General features: G+C 66.9%; 12 protein-coding genes and 1 other RNA gene. 3 read left to right on the top strand and 10 right to left on the bottom strand.

Annotated elements, in window-relative coordinates:
- Positions 1 to 152 precede the first annotated feature (152 nt).
- From ssrA to D457_RS0124290, 8 genes are all read right to left on the bottom strand, one after another.
- Positions 153 to 524, bottom strand: a transfer-messenger RNA (tmRNA) gene (ssrA, locus tag D457_RS35065).
- Positions 525 to 927: 403 nt separating this feature from the next.
- Complete coding sequence (locus tag D457_RS0124320) at positions 928 to 2,934, bottom strand: penicillin-binding transpeptidase domain-containing protein (RefSeq protein ID WP_017583286.1); 2,007 nt, start codon at positions 2,932 to 2,934, stop codon at positions 928 to 930.
- A 63-nt stretch (positions 2,935 to 2,997) separates the two neighbouring features.
- Positions 2,998 to 3,462, bottom strand: coding sequence for an SsrA-binding protein SmpB (smpB, locus tag D457_RS0124315; protein ID WP_017583285.1), 465 nt, complete (start codon positions 3,460 to 3,462; stop codon positions 2,998 to 3,000).
- An 82-nt stretch (positions 3,463 to 3,544) separates the two neighbouring features.
- Positions 3,545 to 4,456, bottom strand: coding sequence for a permease-like cell division protein FtsX (ftsX, locus tag D457_RS0124310; protein WP_239646204.1), 912 nt, complete (start codon positions 4,454 to 4,456; stop codon positions 3,545 to 3,547).
- A 125-nt stretch (positions 4,457 to 4,581) separates the two neighbouring features.
- Positions 4,582 to 5,271: a cell division ATP-binding protein FtsE gene (ftsE, locus tag D457_RS0124305; RefSeq protein ID WP_017583283.1), complete on the bottom strand. Its 690-nt coding sequence runs from the start codon at positions 5,269 to 5,271 to the stop codon at positions 4,582 to 4,584.
- A gap of 389 nt (positions 5,272 to 5,660) precedes the next feature.
- Positions 5,661 to 6,779 (bottom strand): peptide chain release factor 2, encoded by a 1,119-nt coding sequence (prfB, locus tag D457_RS0124300; protein ID WP_026116977.1) that lies wholly within the window; start codon positions 6,777 to 6,779, stop codon positions 5,661 to 5,663.
- 186 nt (positions 6,780 to 6,965) lie between these two features.
- Complete coding sequence (locus tag D457_RS0124295; RefSeq protein ID WP_017583281.1) at positions 6,966 to 11,840, bottom strand: NAD-glutamate dehydrogenase; 4,875 nt, start codon at positions 11,838 to 11,840, stop codon at positions 6,966 to 6,968.
- A gap of 389 nt (positions 11,841 to 12,229) precedes the next feature.
- Entirely contained in the window at positions 12,230 to 12,925 is a 696-nt protein-coding gene (locus D457_RS0124290) for an HAD family hydrolase (RefSeq protein WP_017583280.1), read from the bottom strand.
- Positions 12,926 to 13,235: 310 nt separating this feature from the next.
- On the opposite strand from D457_RS0124290, the gene D457_RS0124285 reads away from it, so the two are divergent.
- A complete protein-coding gene (locus tag D457_RS0124285) occupies positions 13,236 to 13,718 on the top strand; it encodes a hypothetical protein (protein ID WP_017583279.1) in 483 nt (160 codons plus the stop codon).
- A gap of 84 nt (positions 13,719 to 13,802) precedes the next feature.
- Here the strand turns inward: D457_RS0124285 and D457_RS0124280 are convergent, their stop codons facing one another.
- Positions 13,803 to 14,054: a DUF397 domain-containing protein gene (locus D457_RS0124280; protein ID WP_026116976.1), complete on the bottom strand. Its 252-nt coding sequence runs from the start codon at positions 14,052 to 14,054 to the stop codon at positions 13,803 to 13,805.
- 2 nt (positions 14,055 to 14,056) lie between these two features.
- Complete coding sequence (locus D457_RS0124275) at positions 14,057 to 14,887, bottom strand: helix-turn-helix domain-containing protein (protein ID WP_239646203.1); 831 nt, start codon at positions 14,885 to 14,887, stop codon at positions 14,057 to 14,059.
- Positions 14,888 to 15,085: 198 nt separating this feature from the next.
- Here D457_RS0124275 and D457_RS0124270 point away from each other — a divergent pair, with 198 nt between their 5' ends.
- Positions 15,086 to 15,403: a hypothetical protein gene (locus D457_RS0124270; protein ID WP_026116974.1), complete on the top strand. Its 318-nt coding sequence runs from the start codon at positions 15,086 to 15,088 to the stop codon at positions 15,401 to 15,403.
- Between the two features lie 265 nt (positions 15,404 to 15,668).
- Entirely contained in the window at positions 15,669 to 16,751 is a 1,083-nt protein-coding gene (locus D457_RS0124265) for an rRNA adenine N-6-methyltransferase family protein (protein ID WP_017583275.1), read from the top strand.
- Positions 16,752 to 16,762 lie beyond the last annotated feature (11 nt).

Genomic DNA, 16,762 nt, shown 5'->3' with positions numbered 1-16,762 from the left:
TGGGCCCACCCGAACCGGACACCTCTCCCAAAACCACGAAACCCGAGAGCGCCGATTTCGCTTCTGGTAGCAAGATCACGCCTGGGAGCCCTCAGAAAACAAGAACGGACCGCCGCACAGGGGACTTCGTCCCCCGCACAGCGGTCCGTTACTCGTGGAGGTGGCGGGAATCGAACCCGCGTCCTTCAGCACCGAGCCAGGGCTTCTCCGGGTGCAGTCTGTAGTGTCGTTCTACTCGGCCCCAGCGCTTGTACAGACACATCGCTGACGGGCCCAGCCACGAAAATTTCCCACTCAGGCCCCGTGGCCTGATCTGAGCGGTGAGTCATCTAAATGGTGCCGGGTCCCGAGCCGATGACGAGCCCGGACCGACAGAGTCACAATCGCTTAGGCAGCGAGAGCGAACTCAGTGCGCTTGGAATTGGCACTTGAATTTACGCGAATGCAGGATTAACGAGGTCACAAACGCAACCCTCGACCCGCTTCCCCTGGAACGACTACCGAAGTCGAAACCGATCACCCCCTGTGAAATTGTCAAGACCACCTGTCACCCGAGGGTGATCCAACAGCTCTTGGTGGCCGACATGCGAGTGAGCGAACACTCGCGTGTTTGTCACTCTACCTGTTGAACAGTGTGGGCACCAAGCTCATTCCCAGCGCAGGCAAAAAACCTGGCGGTCAGGCCCCGGACAGGGAGAAACCCCCGTGAGGCGGACGCAAGAGAGGTCTACGCAACTCACGGGGGCGGTCGGCCAGGGTCGGGGCCGACCTTGGGAACCGACAGGGCCTCCCCCGAGATGAGGTCCTGTCTCAGTACTGGTCCGCTACCCCCTGTGGCGGCCCCAGTTATTGAAGAAGACGCCGCCGGGGCACCCGTAGGTTGCTCCGGCGGCGTCTTTTTCAGCAGTGCCTTCTCGGCTGTTCGGGTCAGTTCCCCGTCAGGTCCGCTTCAGGGTTCATCTCACCCGCGGCACCCTCGACCGGAGCGTTCAGCTCACCCTCGACCGGAGCGTCCATCGGCAGCTCCGGGACCTCCTCACCCAGGAGGCCCTCGCCCTCAGCGCCCCCATGAGCCAGACCGTTGAGGAAACTGGTCGCCGCGGTGACGGCGTACTGATCCAACAGGGTCGTCGCGGGATCGACCTCGGCGAGCACCGCGAAGGCGACGTCGCCTCGGTAACCCACGAACCAGTGCAGGTCGGTGTCGCCCTGCTCGGCACGGGCGGCCTGGCCGAACACCTGCTCCTCACCGGTGTTCATCTGGGGGGTGCGGAGGTTGACCGCCTCCTGCAGGCCCTCGCGGACCACCTCCAGGTGGGCCTCGTCGAGCTCGGTGGCACTGGCTTGGGCGGGGCCCTCCTCACGGACGAGGGTGGGGCCGTACCAGGAACCGTCGGCAACGGCTCCGGCGGCCAGCGCCATGGCCAGCGGACTCGTCCGCACACCGTGCTCCCCGACCATGGCGGAGGCGAGTTCGACGTCACCGTCCTCGATGTCCACCGACCCCGCGGACACCGGAAGCGGGAGCTGCCAGTCCGAGCCCAGCCCCAGCTGGGTGGCGGCCCTGGTGATCGCTTCGGGACCGACCTCGGACGCGATGTCAACGAAAGCGACCGTGCACAGGGAGGCCAGGTTGCGGTCCAGCGTGGGGTTCAGCCCCACATCGTTCGCCCTGGGATTGGTGAAGACCTGGTCACCGACCTCGGACTGCCAGCCGCAGAGCATCTCGCTGTCCGCGGTGACCGCGCCGCTGTCCAGAGCCGCCAGGGCCGACACCATGGTGAACGTGCCGCCCGGGGCGTAGGAACCGGTGAAGGCCCCATCGTCGGTCACGCTGCCAGAAGCGTTGGCCGCGGCCAGGACCTCCCCGCTCGCGGTGTCCACCGCGACGATGTACCCATCACCGGGAACCGTCTCCAGGGCGTTCTCGGCCGCGCTCTGAACAGCCAGGTCCAGGGTGGTCTCGATGCCGCCGCTGCGCACACCCTCCCAGGACTCCAGGACGTCGGTCTGCTCGCCGTCCTCACCCAGGCTCACCACCTGTGTGGTGGCCGTACCGGCGAGCTCCTGCTGGAAGATGTTCTGCAGACCGCTCAGACCCACCGTGTCACCGGCCTGGTAGGGGCCGGCCACCCGCGACGAGACCCGGTGCTCCGCGGTGCCCGCGACCTCGCCGAGCAAGAAGGGGGCGACCCGCGGCGAGAGGTTGACCTCGATCTCCTGCGTGTCGACGCCGGCGATGTTCCCGGCCTCACGCAGGAGGGAGTTGTCGGCGTCGCGTATAAGCACGAGCGGCTGGAACTGCTCGGGCGGGGCGGAGCGCACCCGGTTGAGCAGCGGGTCGGGGTCCTCGTCGAGGAGCTCGGCGAGCTCGGTGACGCCCCCTTCCTTGTCCTCCATGTCGGCGGGCAGTACCCCGAAGGCGGTGACGCTGTCCGCGGCGACCAGGGGCTCACCCGACCGGTCGAGGATCTGGCCGCGTTCCTCGATCTCGTAGCTGACAGCGAGGCGCTCGCCCTCGCCCAGCTCAGGGTGGATGACGCTCGGCGACCAGTCGATCTGCCAGCCCGCGGCACCATTGGTCAGGGACATCTGGCCGGTGTAGTTCCACATCGGGTCGCCGATGCCCAGGTCCGCGTTGACGCCGAACTCGGCGTTTGCGGTACCGCTCTCCGTGGCGATCTGCCCGAGATCGAACCGGATGGAGGCGAGGTCGAGCTGATCGTGTACGTCGGCCAGCGCCTGCTCCACTTCCGCCGGGTCACCGGTGGTGTGGCGGGCGGCCTCGGCGTAGTTCCCGTCCTGCCAGGCGAGCAGGAAGGACCTGACAGCCACCTCCGGGCTGGGGTGGGTCGTACACGCCGCGAGACTCAGGGCGACGATCAGGCCACTGCTGACGGCCGCGATCCTGCGGCCGAGGGGACGGGGGGACACCTTATGTGTTCCTTTCAGGCGCCCCGGCCGTGTCACCCGGTGGGGACGACGACCGAGGAGTGCTCAACGACGGCGGCGAAGCGCGCGTTCCATGTCACGCTTGGCCTCACGTTCGGCGATGGCATGGCGCTTGTCGTACTCACGCTTACCGCGAGCCAGAGCGATCTCGACCTTGGCCCGGCCGTCACTGAAGTACAGGGACAGCGGAACCAGCGTGCGGCCGGGCTCTCGGGTCTTACCGATCAGCCGGGAGATCTGCTCGCGGTGCAGGAGTAGCTTACGTGATCTGCGGGCCGAGTGGTTGGTCCAGGTGCCCTGTGAGTACTCCGGGATGTGCACACCCTCGAGCCACACCTCACCGTCGTGGATGTGCGCGAAGCCGTCCACGAGCGAGGCGCGCCCCTCTCTGAGGGACTTCACCTCGGTACCGGTCAGGACCATCCCGGCCTCGTAGGTTTCGTCGATGTGGTATTCGTGCCGGGCCCGGCGGTTCTGGGCGATCAGCTTCCGCCCGGTTTCCTTGGCCACGGTTGTATCCCTTCATACGTCCGGGGGGCCACGCGTGTGGCCCCCCGGTACCCGGCGCCCGCCCATGTCCGGCGGTGACCCGTCAGACCTTCAGGTAGCGGCGCAGAGTGAGGAACGAGGTCACGGTGCACAGGAGCACACCGAGGATCATCGACACACCGATGACGTACAGCAGTGAGCCCGTGCCCAGTGCCACGTCGAACTGGAACCACTCCTCGATCTGGGTGAGCAGCGTGAACCTGGTAGCCACGATGAACCCGGACGCGATCACACCACCGATCAGACCGGCGATGGCACCCTCCAGGAGGAAGGGCAGCTGGATGTAGAAGTTCGACGCGCCGACCAGGCGCATAATGCCGGTCTCCCGGCGGCGGCTGTAGGCCGACAGCCGGATGGTGTTGCCGATCAGCAACGCCGCGGCGGCCAACTGAACACCGGCAACCACCAGGGCTGCCCACTTGAGTCCGTCGAGCAGCCCGAAGAACTGTTCGAGGACGCGCTGGTCGTTGGAGACCGAGTCGACACCGTCCGCACCGTCGACAGCGTCGCGCACGGTGTCGTAGTGGTCGGGGTTGGTGAGCTGCACCCGGTAGTTCTCCGGGATGTCACCTTCCTGGGCAGCCTCGGCGAGCGCCTCGTTCGAGGAGCCGATGCGCTCCTGGAAGTCGGCCCAGGCCTCGGCGGCGGTCAGGTAGCGGTACTCCTCGACCTCGGCCAGCGAGTCCAACTGCGCTTCGAGGGCTTCGCGGTCAGCGGCTTCCGCGGCGCCGTTCTCCTGGCAGGCCGCGGTCGGCGAGATCTCGTTGCACATGTAGATGGTCAGCGTGATCCGCTGGTCCCAGTAGTTGCGCATCTCGGAGACCTGCTGGTTGACCAGCAGACCGGCACCGAACAAGGCGAGGGAGATAGCCACCGTCGTGATGACGGCGATGGTCATCGTCAGGTTGCGACGTAGGCCGATCCACGTCTCGGAGAGAACGAATTGTGCTCGCATGATCTGTTAAAGGTCCATCCTTCGGGGCTTCGCCGTGCCGGTGGTCTCGCGATCGCCCGTTGTCTCGCGGCCGTCCGATTGTCTCGCGGTCGCCGACCGACCGCCCGGCGACGACGTGCCAGAGGTCAGTACGCCTGGCCGTAGACGCCGCGCGTCTGGTCGCGCACTACCAAGCCCTCTTCAAGCTCGATCACGCGCTTGCGCATGGAGTCGACGATGGCGGCGTCGTGGGTCGCCATGACGACGGTGGTGCCCGTGCGGTTGATTCGATCCAGCACCTTCATGATGCCGATGGAGGTAGCCGGGTCGATGTTTCCGGTGGGCTCGTCGGCCAGCAGGATCTGCGGGCGGTTGACGAAGGCGCGGGCGATGGCCACGCGCTGCTGCTCACCACCGGAGAGCTCTCCGGGCATACGACCGGCCTTGCCTTCGAGGCCGACGAGCTCGACGACCTCGGGCACGACCTTCCGGATGAACCGTCGGGGCTTGCCGATGACCTCCAGCGCGAAGGCGACGTTCTCGAAGACGTTCTTGTTCGGCAGCAGACGGAAGTCCTGGAAGACGCATCCGATGCGGCGGCGCAGGTGCGGAACCTTCCAGTTCGAGAGCTTGGCGAGGTCCTTGCCCGCGACGTGCACGTGCCCGGAGTTGGGCTTCTCCTCCTTCAGCACCAGCCGGAGGAAGGTCGACTTGCCCGAGCCGGACGGGCCGACCAGGAAGACGAACTCGCCCTTGTCCACGTCGATGGAAACACCGTCGAGCGCGGGGCGCTTCTGAGTCGGGTACAGCTTGGTGACGTTATCGAAGTGGATCACAGGCGCATCACAAGGCTCTCGAAGGTATGGGCACCCGGCGGATTGAGCTCCGCACGGGATCGTACCGGCCGCATGGCCACCGACAGTTTAGAGGGGACAGGAGCCCGGATTGTCCAGGTCCCGTCGCACCCGCGAGATCTGTGGAGATCAGAGCACTATCGGACAACAGCCACGAGCATATCGGAGGTGTCAACCGATGATAACGTTCACATATAGCAGTTTCGGTAAAACTGCGGAGACGTGGGCGTCACCATTGGGATACGAGGGCGCCTCAGCGCGAGTTCACTCACCCTGGGTCCCCCACCCGCGACCGGGCGTGTCCCCGCCCGCACGGGCGGGGACAGCACGCGACGGCGACGGGGACACAAGCGCAGGGAGAACTCCGCAGGTCAGCTCTGCTCGTTCTTCTCCCGGCTGCGCATCCATCGGATCTCGGCGTCGATGAAGGCGTCGATCTCGCCGTCCAGGACACCCGAGGTGTTGCCGGTCTCGGCGCCGGTCCGCACGTCCTTGACGCTCTGATACGGGTGCAGCACGTAGTTGCGCATCTGGGTGCCCCAGCTGCTCACCGCGTCGCCGCGGATCTCGTCCAGGGCGGCCTGCTCCTCCAGCCGTTTGCGGGCCAGGAGCTTGGCCTGGAGCATCGTCATCGCGGTCGCCTTGTTCTGCAGCTGCGAACGCTCGTTCTGGCAAGAGACCACGATGCCGGTGGGCAGGTGAGTGATGCGCACCGCGGAGTCCGTGGTGTTCACGCCCTGGCCGCCGGGGCCGCTGGAGCGGTACACGTCCACCCTCAGCTCGGTCTCGTCGATGTCGACGTGGTCGCTCTGCTCCACCATCGGGACGACGTCCACGCCCGCGAACGAGGTCTGGCGCCGGTTCTGGTTGTCGAAGGGCGAGATGCGCACCAGCCGGTGGGTGCCGTGCTCGCCCCTCAGGGTGCCGTAGGCGAAGGGTGACTTGACGGCGAACGAGGTGGACTTGATGCCCGCCTCCTCCGCGTAGGAGGTCTCGTAGACCTCCGTGGGATATCCATGCCGTTCCGCCCAGCGCAGGTACATGCGCTGGAGCATCTGCGCCCAGTCGGCGGCGTCGACGCCGCCCGCCTGGGAGTTGATGGTGACGATGGCTTCGCTCTCGTCGTGCGGCCCGTTGAGGAGCGTGCGCACCTCCAGCTCACCGATCTCCTTGCGGAGCTGCTCGAGCTCACGGTCGGCCTCGGTCTTGGTGTCGGCGTCGTCCTCGGCCTCGGCGAGCTCGAAGAGCACCCCGAGGTCGTCGAGGCGCTGCTCGATGCCGTTGACCTTGTTGACCATGGACTCCAGGCTGGAGAGCTTGCGTGTCACCTTCTGCGCGTTGCCCTGGTCGGCCCACAGCTCGGGGTCCGCGGACTGCTCACGCAGTTCGGCGATCTGGGTCTGCATCGCCTCCAGGTCCAACACGGCGGTCACACTCGCCAGGGTCGCCGCGAGTTCCTTGATCTTCTCTGCTGGGTCCAGTTCTGCCACGGAACCCAGTGTAGGACCCAGTGAAAGGGCAAACCCCACCCGCGGCCTTCCGCGGCGCCGCCGAACCGGCACCCGGCCACTCCCTGAACGCTCCCCGGCTGCCCCGAGCACGCCCGGAGGGGCGCACGGTCCCCCGTACGCCCCTCCGGCTCGTCCTGCGTGTCCCGGGCCCAGAGCCCGGCACCCCTAGTCGACCAGGGAGCGGATCGACCGCAGCGCCACCGACAGGGTGGCCAGGTCGAAGCGCTCGTTCTCCTGGATCTCCGAGAGCGTGATTCCGGCTCGCTGCACCGCGGCCTCGTTCTGCTCGGCCCACTCGGCGATCAGCTCGGTGTTGGACTCGGCCGAACCCGACTCCAGGACTCGGCTGGTCAGGTCCGCGTGCGCCGTGTACAGGTCGTCGCGCAGCGCCGAACGAGCCATCGTGCCCCAGCGGTCGTCCCGCGGCAGGTCGATGATCCGCTCACGCCACCAGCTGATGTTGAACCGGTCAGCCAGCTCGAAGTACAGGCTGGCGACCCGGCCCACCGGCTGGCCGGTGCGGTGCGCGATCTCCACCAGGTCCAGCGTGGAGTAGGCGGGCACCATGACCGCGATCCGCTCGGCCAGCCCGGCGGGCACGCCCAGTGAGGTGTAGCGGTCGCGGCGCTCCTCGAAGGCTTCCCGGTCCCGGCCGCGCAGCAGCTCGTGGAGCTGGGGCAGTACCTCGCCCACACCCTCGGCGAAGAAGCCGATCTCACTGCTGAGGTCGAACGGGAAGGTGCGGTTGCGCAGCAGCCACCGGGCGGAGCGCTCGGCGAGCTTGCGGATCTCCAGCAACAGCAGCAGCTGGCTGTCCACGGAGATCTCGTGGTCCAGCTCCTCGATCTCGCCCCAGAACTTGGGCAGGCCGAGGACCTCCTGGGTCACCAGGTAGGCGCGGGCGATGTCCGCGGCGCTGGAGCCCAGCTCCTCGTTGAGGCGGAACGCGTAGGTGATCCCGGACCGGTTGACCATCTGGTTGGTCACCTGGTTGACGATGATCTCCCGGCGCAGCGGGTGCGAGGCCACCTCGTCGGCGAAGCGGTCCGAGCGCAGCGGCGTCGGGAAGTAGTCCGTCAGGGTCGACGCCAGGTAGGGGTCGTCGGCCAGGTCGGACAGGCCGATCTGCTCCTTGAGGCTGATCTTGGTGTAGGAGAGCAGCGTCGCGAACTCGGGGCCGGTCAGCCCCTTGCCCTGGGAGCGCCGCTCGGCGATCGCCTTGTCGGAGGGTAGGTCCTCCTGCTTACGCTTGAGGACCTTGGTGCGCTCCAGGTGGCGCATGTAGCGGCCGTGGACGTGCAGCATCTCGTGGGTCTGCATGCGCGCGGCGGCCAGCACGGTGTTCTGGGCGTAATTGTTGTCCAGGACCAGCGAGGCGACCTCGTCGGTCATGTCGATGAACAGCTGGTCGCGGTCGGCCTGGGCCAGCTCGCCGGCCCGCACCTCGCGATCCAGCATGATCTTGATGTTGACCTCGTGGTCGGAGGTGTCCACACCGGCGGAGTTGTCGATGAAGTCACTGTTGACCCGGCCGCCCTCGCGGGCGAACTCGATCCGGGCGGGCTGGGTCAGGCCCAGGTTTCCGCCTTCGCCGACCACCTTCACCCGCAACTGGGTGGCGTCCACGCGGACCTGGTCGTTGGCCTTGTCGCCCACCTCGGCGTGGGTCTGGCCGCTGGCCTTGACGTAGGTGCCGATGCCGCCGTTCCAGAGCAGGTCCACCGGCGCGGTGAGCACGTGCTGGATGAGCTCGTTCGGGGTGAGCGCGGTAATGCCCTCCTCGATGCCCAGGGCCTCGCGGACCTGCGGGGTGATCGGGATGGACTTGGCCGTGCGCGGGTGCACGCCGCCGCCCTCGGAGATGAGGTCGGCGGAGTAGTCCTCCCAGGTGCTGCGCGGGAGGCGGAACACGCGCTCGCGCTCGGTCCAGGAGACGGCGGGGTCCGGGTTCGGGTCGAGGAAGACGTGCCGGTGGTCGAAGGCGGCGACCAGCTTGATCTGCTTGGACAGCAGCATGCCGTTGCCGAACACGTCACCGGACATGTCGCCGATGCCGACGACGGTGAAGGGCTCTTCCTGGACGTTGACGCCCATTTCGCGGAAGTTGTACTTGACCGACTCCCAGGCGCCGCGGGCGGTGATGCCCATCGCCTTGTGGTCGTAGCCGACCGAGCCGCCGCTGGCGAAGGCGTCGCCCAGCCAGAAGCCGCGCTCCTTGGAGATGCCGTTGGCGATGTCGGAGAAGGTCGCGGTGCCCTTGTCGGCGGCGACCACCAGGTAGGAGTCATCGCTGTCGTGCAGGACGGTGCGCTCGGGGTGCACGATCTGGCCGTCGACGAGGTTGTCGGTGACGTCCAGCAGGGCGCTGATGAACTGCTTGTAGCAGGAGACGACCTCGGCCATCACCTCCTCGCGGCCGCCGCCCGAGGGCAGGCGCTTGCAGACGAACCCGCCCTTGGCGCCGCTGGGCACGATCACGGAGTTCTTGACCATCTGCGCCTTGACCAGGCCGAGGATCTCGGTTCGGAAGTCCTCGAACCGGTCCGACCAGCGCAAGCCGCCGCGGGCCACGGAGCCGAAGCGCAGGTGGACGCCCTCCACGCGCGGCGAGTAGACGTACATCTCGAACCGGGGCCGCGGGTGAGGCAGGTCCGGGATCTCCTGCGGGTTGAGCTTGAACACCAGGCGGCTCTGGGAGCCGTGCTGGTAGTGGTTGGTGCGCAGGGTGGCCCGGATGACCGCCAGGAACGAACGCAGGATGCGGTCGTGGTCCAGGCTGGCCACGGCCTCCAGCTCGCTCTCGATCTTGGCCACGAGGGTGCCGGCGCGCTCGTCGCGGCCCTCGTCGGGCTGGTCCGGGTCGAAGCGGGCCTCGAAGAGCTCCACGAGCAGGTTGGCGATCCCGACGTTGGCGACCAGGACGTCGGCCAGGAAGTCGGGGGTGAAGGTGGAGCCGGTCTGCCGCAGGTACTTGGCGTAGGCGCGCAGGACGGTGAGCTGGCGCCAGTCCAGTCCGGCGCGCACCACCAGGGCGTTGAACCGGTCGGACTCGCCCAGGTCGCGCCAGGAGGCGTCGAAAGCGTCCTCGAAGAGCGACTTCATGCGGGCCGGGGACAGGTCGGAGGCTTCCAGCGGGCCGAGGCCGAAGTCGTAGATCCAGACGCGGCCGACGCCGTCGACGGTGATGTCGTAGGGCAGTTCGTCGATGACCTCGATGCCCAGGTGTTCCAGGACGGGCAGCACGCGGGACAGCGAGATGGGGTCGCCGATCCGGGCGAGGCGGAACCGCCAGGTCGTGGCGTCCGCGCCCTCGGGCTGGTAGAGGCTGGCCGAGAACTCGCCCTGGCGGGCGTCCGGCGCGGCGCGCTGGAGCAGCCCCTCGATCCGGGCGATGTCCTGGGCGGCCACCACGGGGCCGTTGTCGACCTTGTAGGCCTCGGTGAGCCCAGGGCCGTAGCGTTCCTTGAGCGTGGTGGCGCGAGTGGGGCCGAACGCGTCGACGAGGGCGTCGTCGAAGTCCGCGTCCCAGGAGCGGGCGGCCTGGCGGACCTTCTCCTCCAGGGCCACCTGGTCGATGTCGGCGAGGGTCCGGCCGGGCTGGGCGCGGGCCACCAGGTACAGCCGCGCGAGCGGGGCGGCGCCGATCATCACGTTGTGGTCCATGGTGGCGCCCTGGAAGGCCTCCGCCAGGACCTTCTGGATGTCGAGGCGCACCTGGGTGCTGTACTCGTCGCGCGGCATGTACACGAAGCAGGACATGTACCGGCCGCCGTAGGGGTCGCGGCGCATGAACAGCTTGGTGCCACGGCGGTCGCGCAGACGCATGACACCGCGCACGATGCTGTAGAGCTCGCCCACGGGGATCTGGAGGAGTTCCTCGCGCGGGAAGGTCTCCAGGAGCTCGATGAGGTCCTTGCCGTCGTAGCTGTCGGCCTCGAACCCGGCCAGGGCCAGGACCTCGGCCTGCTTGCGGCGCAGGATGGGGATCTGGGCGATGCTGCTGGTGTTGGCCTGGGAGGTGAAAAGCCCGAGGAAGCGGCGCTCGCCGACGATGTTGCCCTGGGCGTCGAACTTCTTGGCGCTGATGTAGTCCAGGTACTTGGGCCGGTAGACGGTGGCGCGGGAGTTGGCCTTGGTGAGCACCAGGACGTAGGGCTCGCGGGCCTTGGCACGGATCTCCGGGGGCAGAGCCGCGAAGCTGGTGGAGGCGGGCGAGTCCATCCGCAGGATGCCCAAGCCCGTGCCGGGCTCGGGGCGCAGCGAGTCGTCGCCGTTCTCGTCGGTGACCAGGGCGTACTCGCGGTAGCCCATGAAGGTGAAGTGGCGTCCGGCGATCCAGCGCAGGAAGTCGACGCTCTCGCCGATCTCGCGGGGGTCGACACCGCCCGCGACCAGGCGGTCGGGGTAGGCGGAGAGCTCGTCGGCGATCCGGATGACCCGGTCGCTCATCTTCGCGGAGTCCTCGTCCACGTAGCGGACATCGTTGAGGACGCGCTCCAGCTTGGTGGTGATCTCCTTGACCCGCTCGGGGTCGCTCTGCCGGTCGATCTCGATGTGCATCCACGACTCGTCGGTGGGCATCAGGCCGTCACCGCCGATCTCCGGGTCGACCTCGACGAGGTGCCCGGACAGGTCACGGCCGACGGTCATCTGGGGGTGGATGATCAGCCGCACACCAGCGCCCAGCTCACTGAGGGCCATGGTCACGGAGGAGACGAGGAAGGGCGCGTTGTCGGTGACGATCTCGACGATGCTGGTCTGCTGTTCCCAGCCGTCGCGTTCGAGAGTGGGGGTGTAGACCCTGACCTTGGCCCGCCCCGGAGCGCGTTCGGCACCGAAGGAGCGGTGTGCCTCGGCGGTCCCGCATACCTGTTCGGGGCTGCGCCCGCTGATCTCATCGGGGTCCGTGTGCCGGTAGTAGAGGGGGAGAAAACGGCGGACCGCATCGGCGGCCTCGGGGCTCAGTCGGTCCCCGGGGGTCCACCGGGAGGCCGCGTCATTGAGCAGCTTCTGGAGGATGACGTCGGATTGCCCGGACATAGGGATCTCTCACTCCTTTGTGAGCAACGTCGCACGCGAGCTTGGAGAACACCCGGTCATGTGACGTGTGTGGCTCGTCAGTCGACCTGTGAACTTCTGTGCTGTGTTGTGACTTCTCGTGAGGCTCTTGGGCCGCAAGGGACCCACGAGGTTGGTGGTTGGGTTGGTACCTGTGCGCACAGGTGGCGTCAATCGAGGCGCTGGAACGTCGTTGTCCCTGCCTCTGCACTGCCCCCACTCCGTGGGGACCGTGACCAGGCTACTGCTTTTCGTGCCCGAGAACAGGACCAACACCGTTACACGGTGGTTACGTACTGTTAGAAACGGATTGCGGCAGACCTTGCGGTGGACGCTGGAACGCACGGCGGCCCCAGTGTAGCTGGCGGTCGTTATCGAGCTGTTGCCTGGTGCACGACGGTCATCACGGCCCTGGGGTCACTGAGATCCGGAAGCACGATCTGTGCCCCGGCCTCCCGGAGCTGGCCCTCAGTGGTCGAACCGTTGAGCACCGCAATCGGGATAGCCCCACCGATCATCGCCGCGCGCACGTCCGGAGCGGAACCGGTGATGAACACCGTCTCCTCCTCGGCGTAAGCACGACCACCCTCACCGGTGGCGTGAAGGCGGATGGACTGGATCAGGCTGGACTTGGGGTAGTTCACCGAACCGAACCCGCCCACGGCCAGGTTCAGGTGGGTGTCCAGGCCGAAGGCGACCAGCTTGGCGGTGGCGTTGGCCCGGGTACTCCCGCTGACCACGGTCTGCACGGTGTCCGGGAACGAGGCCACGGCTGCGAGGGACGCGGCCGCGCCGGGCATGACCCGGCCCTTGGACAGGAGCTGGTCGTGCCTGGCGGCGAAAGCCGTCTCCAGAGCGGCCAGGAAGTCACCCAGGACCTCGTTGTCGGGTTCCAGGTCGACGTAGTTGCGGGCGCAGAACTCGAAGAACATCTCCGAGTCGGTGCGCCCCGCGGCCGAGGTCAGGTAGACCAGCGGCTCGCCCGTGACCTTCTCGAAGGCCTCGGCGTAAGCGGCCCTCATCACCTGCCCCACGTCGAGGAGGGTGAGGTCGATGTTCCATAGCACCAGGCGGCTGATGGCTGACTCCTCGGCGGTCGGTTTGCGGGGGTTGGGGACCCCACCATTGTGCCGGATAGGAGATTCAGGGAGGAAACGGAGTCCGCACCCGGCCACCAGCCGTCTAAGAAGGCGGTGGAGTCAGCCGTGGGAAGGGTGAGGGGCGCGGGTGGTGGGGAAGGTGGGTCGGTCACCACCGGACCCGGACCGTCGACCCAAGCGACACTCCCTCGAGTGAGGCGCGCCGCGCCCGAAAGCCTTCGCCATCGACCGGTGAGACCACACCTCACGACCCCCTGATCATCGGAAAGGCCCTTCCATGAACATCTCCTGGCGGTTACCCCTGCTCGCGGCGGTTTCGGCGGCCCTGGTCGCCTGTTCCCCCGACGGCCCGGCCTCCGACGGGACCGCGGTCGTCGGCGACGACCCGCGGATCGTCGTGCACGACTTCTCCAGCGAACTGGACATGCTCGTCTACCTGCGCCTGGAGTACCTGCCCGAGCACGGCTGTCTCGTGGCGCACTCGATCGACTTCGAGACCCATGAGTCGGTGGGGGTCTCCGCACCGATCTGGCCGAAGGACGTCGAACCCCTCAACAAGGACGGGCGTATCGGCGTCATCCACCCTGAGGCGGGCGAGCTCGTGGACGGGGACGACTTCACATCCGGAGGCTCCTACCTGAGCACCTCCGACCTGGACGAGGCGCCCGGCCTGCCCGAGGAGTGCGTCCCGGGTGGCGAGTTCGTCACGATCAACACGGGCCCGTTGGAGAAGGGACCGTACGAGGAGAATTCCCCTTGAGCCCGATCACGGGTGGACTGGTGAGGTGAGGAAGCAGCGGCCCGGCCGGGTTGGACACCGGCCGGGCTGAGTGGTCAGTTCCGCTCAGACATGCGAGGGGCGGGTGGCGATCAGCTGCGCGAAGGCTGTCCACTCGGAAGCCCCAACCGGCAGGAAGCCGTGGTCGGGGTTCTTCGAGTCACGGATGGCTGCACCGGTGGGCAGGTCGGCGACCTCGACGCAGTTCTCCCCGTGCCCGGAGTAGGAGGACTTGCGGAAGGCAGGAGCCACCTGAGCAACCTCTACGCAGTTGTCATGAGAGGTGGAGTAAGAGGACTTGCGGAACTCCAGCAGCATGGTCAAGCTCGCTTGTCATGATCGGCGGCGGTGGACTCGATGAGATCGAGGGACTTCTTCGGGTCCAAGGCCAGGTTGTGGACGCCTTCAAAGATCACCCTATGCCGGTTGATATAAGCCTCGTCCTCCACATACAAAGGTTCCACCCCGGTGGAGAGGCTAACGATCCCTGGTTCTGGACTGGGGAACTCCAGCAGGGAAAAGGCACCATCAAGCGCCGTGTGCGCACCAGCGTCGAACGGCACCACCAACAGGGTGACCTTGTAGTGAGCAGCCATCCCCTTGAGAAAGCGAAGCTGCTCGGCCATCACCTTGGGCGAGCCCACCACCCGACGAAGGGCCGCCTCGTCGATCACACTGATCAGCTGCGGACCGTTGGGAACATCAAGCACGCTCCTGCGGGCCATCCGAGACTCCACCTTGCGCTGGGTGTCTTCAGGCGGAACGATCCCCCCAGACTCAAAGATGGCTGAGGCGTAATCCGGGGTCTGGAGCAGACCAGGAACCACAGCTGCTTCGTAAGAGTGGATTCGGACCGCTTCAGCCTCCAGGTCAGGCAGTGGCCCGGTGAAAAGGTCAGCGTATTTGTGCCAATCACTGCGCCCCCGGGCCTCCTCGGTCAGGCTGAGAAGGTGCGCCCGCTCCTCCCCCTCCACGCCGTAGAGCGTGAGGATCGCTTCCACGTCCTTCACCGCAGGACGTCGCCACTCATTGCGCTCTGCACGGGTGACCTTGGTTGGGGACCACCCGAGTCGCTTGGCGACCTCAGGCGACGAGAGCCCGGCCTCTGCTCTCAATCTCCGCAGCGCAGCGGACAGCCTGCGTCGTCGCACGCCCGGAGCATGGCCTGTTCCCGTCACGAGTCCTCCTCCTACTTCGGGGGCGCCTCGATCGTAGTGCTCGCCCCACACCTGAGATTAATTTGAACAAAAACAAGCGGATCACTTGAACTTGACTTTGAACAAGTTCATGCTGGAGCCAGAAGCACACCCATACCGGGTGTCGCCTCCTCTACGTAAGGAGATGGCTCCGTGGCGTCAACTTTCGTGCCTGATGTCGAGCTGTACACCGAGGTCGTCCAGATCATCCGGGGCGGTGAGCCCGACTCGGACGGGATCTCGCTCGCCGGCCGCACCTCTCCCCTGCGTCCCAGCTACAACGCGAGCGCCTGCGCCTGTACCTGCATGCCGATCGCGAACAGCCTTTGGGAGGCCCTGGAGCGCCTCTCCCCCTACGCGAACAACAGCGAGATCTGGATCCGCACCCTCCCCGAAGGCGAAAAGGGCGACGCCCTGCCCGAGGGCGCCGAAGTCATCGAGACGAGGCGGGTGAGCTACCGCGTCCGCTAGATCCGTTCCGTGCCGTTGGGCGGCGCCGTCACCGCATGCGCGGCGCCGCCCATCCGCACGGCCGGACACCCCTCGATTGGAGACCCCCTGTGACGACGAAGTGCCCCGCCCCCAGCGTGATTCTGCCCCCACTGAGCGCACCCCGAGCCGCCGACTGCTCGAACTGCGGCGGTTCCGGAAAGGTCTGGCTGGAAAGTGACGGAAGCGGCCCTTGGAAGGGTAAGCAGTTGGTCGACTGTCCGACGTGCAACGGAAGTGGTCAAGCGTGAACCTGGACGATCTACACTCCCGCCTTGTCGAGCGGCTGAACACCACAGACTCGATTCGTGCTGCTTTCGCCGACCATCCACGGCACCGGTTCATCCCCGACCTGGTATGGCCCGACGTGCAGGGACTGCCGCTCATCCGGTCCGCCGACCCCAGCCGTTGGATCTCCTACGTCTACGACGATGACGCGGTGGTCACCCAGGCCAACGACGGGGGCAGCGGGGCGATCAACACCCCTTCGTCCTCCTCGTCGGCTCCCCAGGTGATGGCGGACATGATCGAGGCGGCCCGGGTCGAGCCGGGGATGCGTGTGCTGGAAATCGGCACCGGGACCGGGTGGAACGCCGCGATCCTCTCCTCCCTGGTCGGCCCCACCGGCTCGGTGACCTCGATCGAGATCGACTCCGAGGTGGCCCGCCAAGCACGTGATCACCTGACCGATTCTCCAGTGCGAGTCACCAACAGCGCGAAACCACCGGAAGGCGTCTATGACGCGGTCATCGCCACGTGTTCGGCCCATCGGATTCCCGAGGAGTGGACGCGCCACCTCACCCCCGAAGGTCTGCTCGTCTTTCCCTGGGCTCCGTACGAGACCGGCGGACCGACCCCCGTCGCCGCTCTGATCCACGGGCGGGAGGGAAATTTCGTCAGGGACGGTTCCTTCATGCGTGACCGTGGCCAGCGTGTTCCCCCGCAGCGTTTCCCCGGTATGGGAAGGGATGTCGAACGCAAAGGAAACCTTTCCTTCGGCTCCCGGGACCTGCTCGATCAGGACCTGCTGACCCGATTGGTGCTGTCCGCGCCCGACATCCTGATCAGCGTGGGCGTACGCCCCTGGACAGAAGGAACCGCCCCCATCGTGGCGCTGGGCACCGCAGACTCCTGGGCCTACATCTGGCCGGACGGCTCCACCACGAGCGGCGGTCCGCGTGACCTCCCGAAAGAGCTGGACAAGGTCTACACCGAACTCGACGCGGCGAGCTGGCCCGAGCTGCCCGAGTTCACCCTGAGGGTCTCCCCGGACCACCGCTCCCACACGATCCGCACCGACAACCTCGGCCCCTGGGAGCACAAGGTCTGATGAGTGCTTCT

The organism is Nocardiopsis valliformis DSM 45023 (genome assembly GCF_000340985.1).
GTDB lineage: Bacteria > Actinomycetota > Actinomycetes > Streptosporangiales > Streptosporangiaceae > Nocardiopsis > Nocardiopsis exhalans.
The sequence above is the reverse complement of the archived record's forward strand: the minus strand, read 5'-3'. Positions and strand labels throughout refer to the sequence as shown.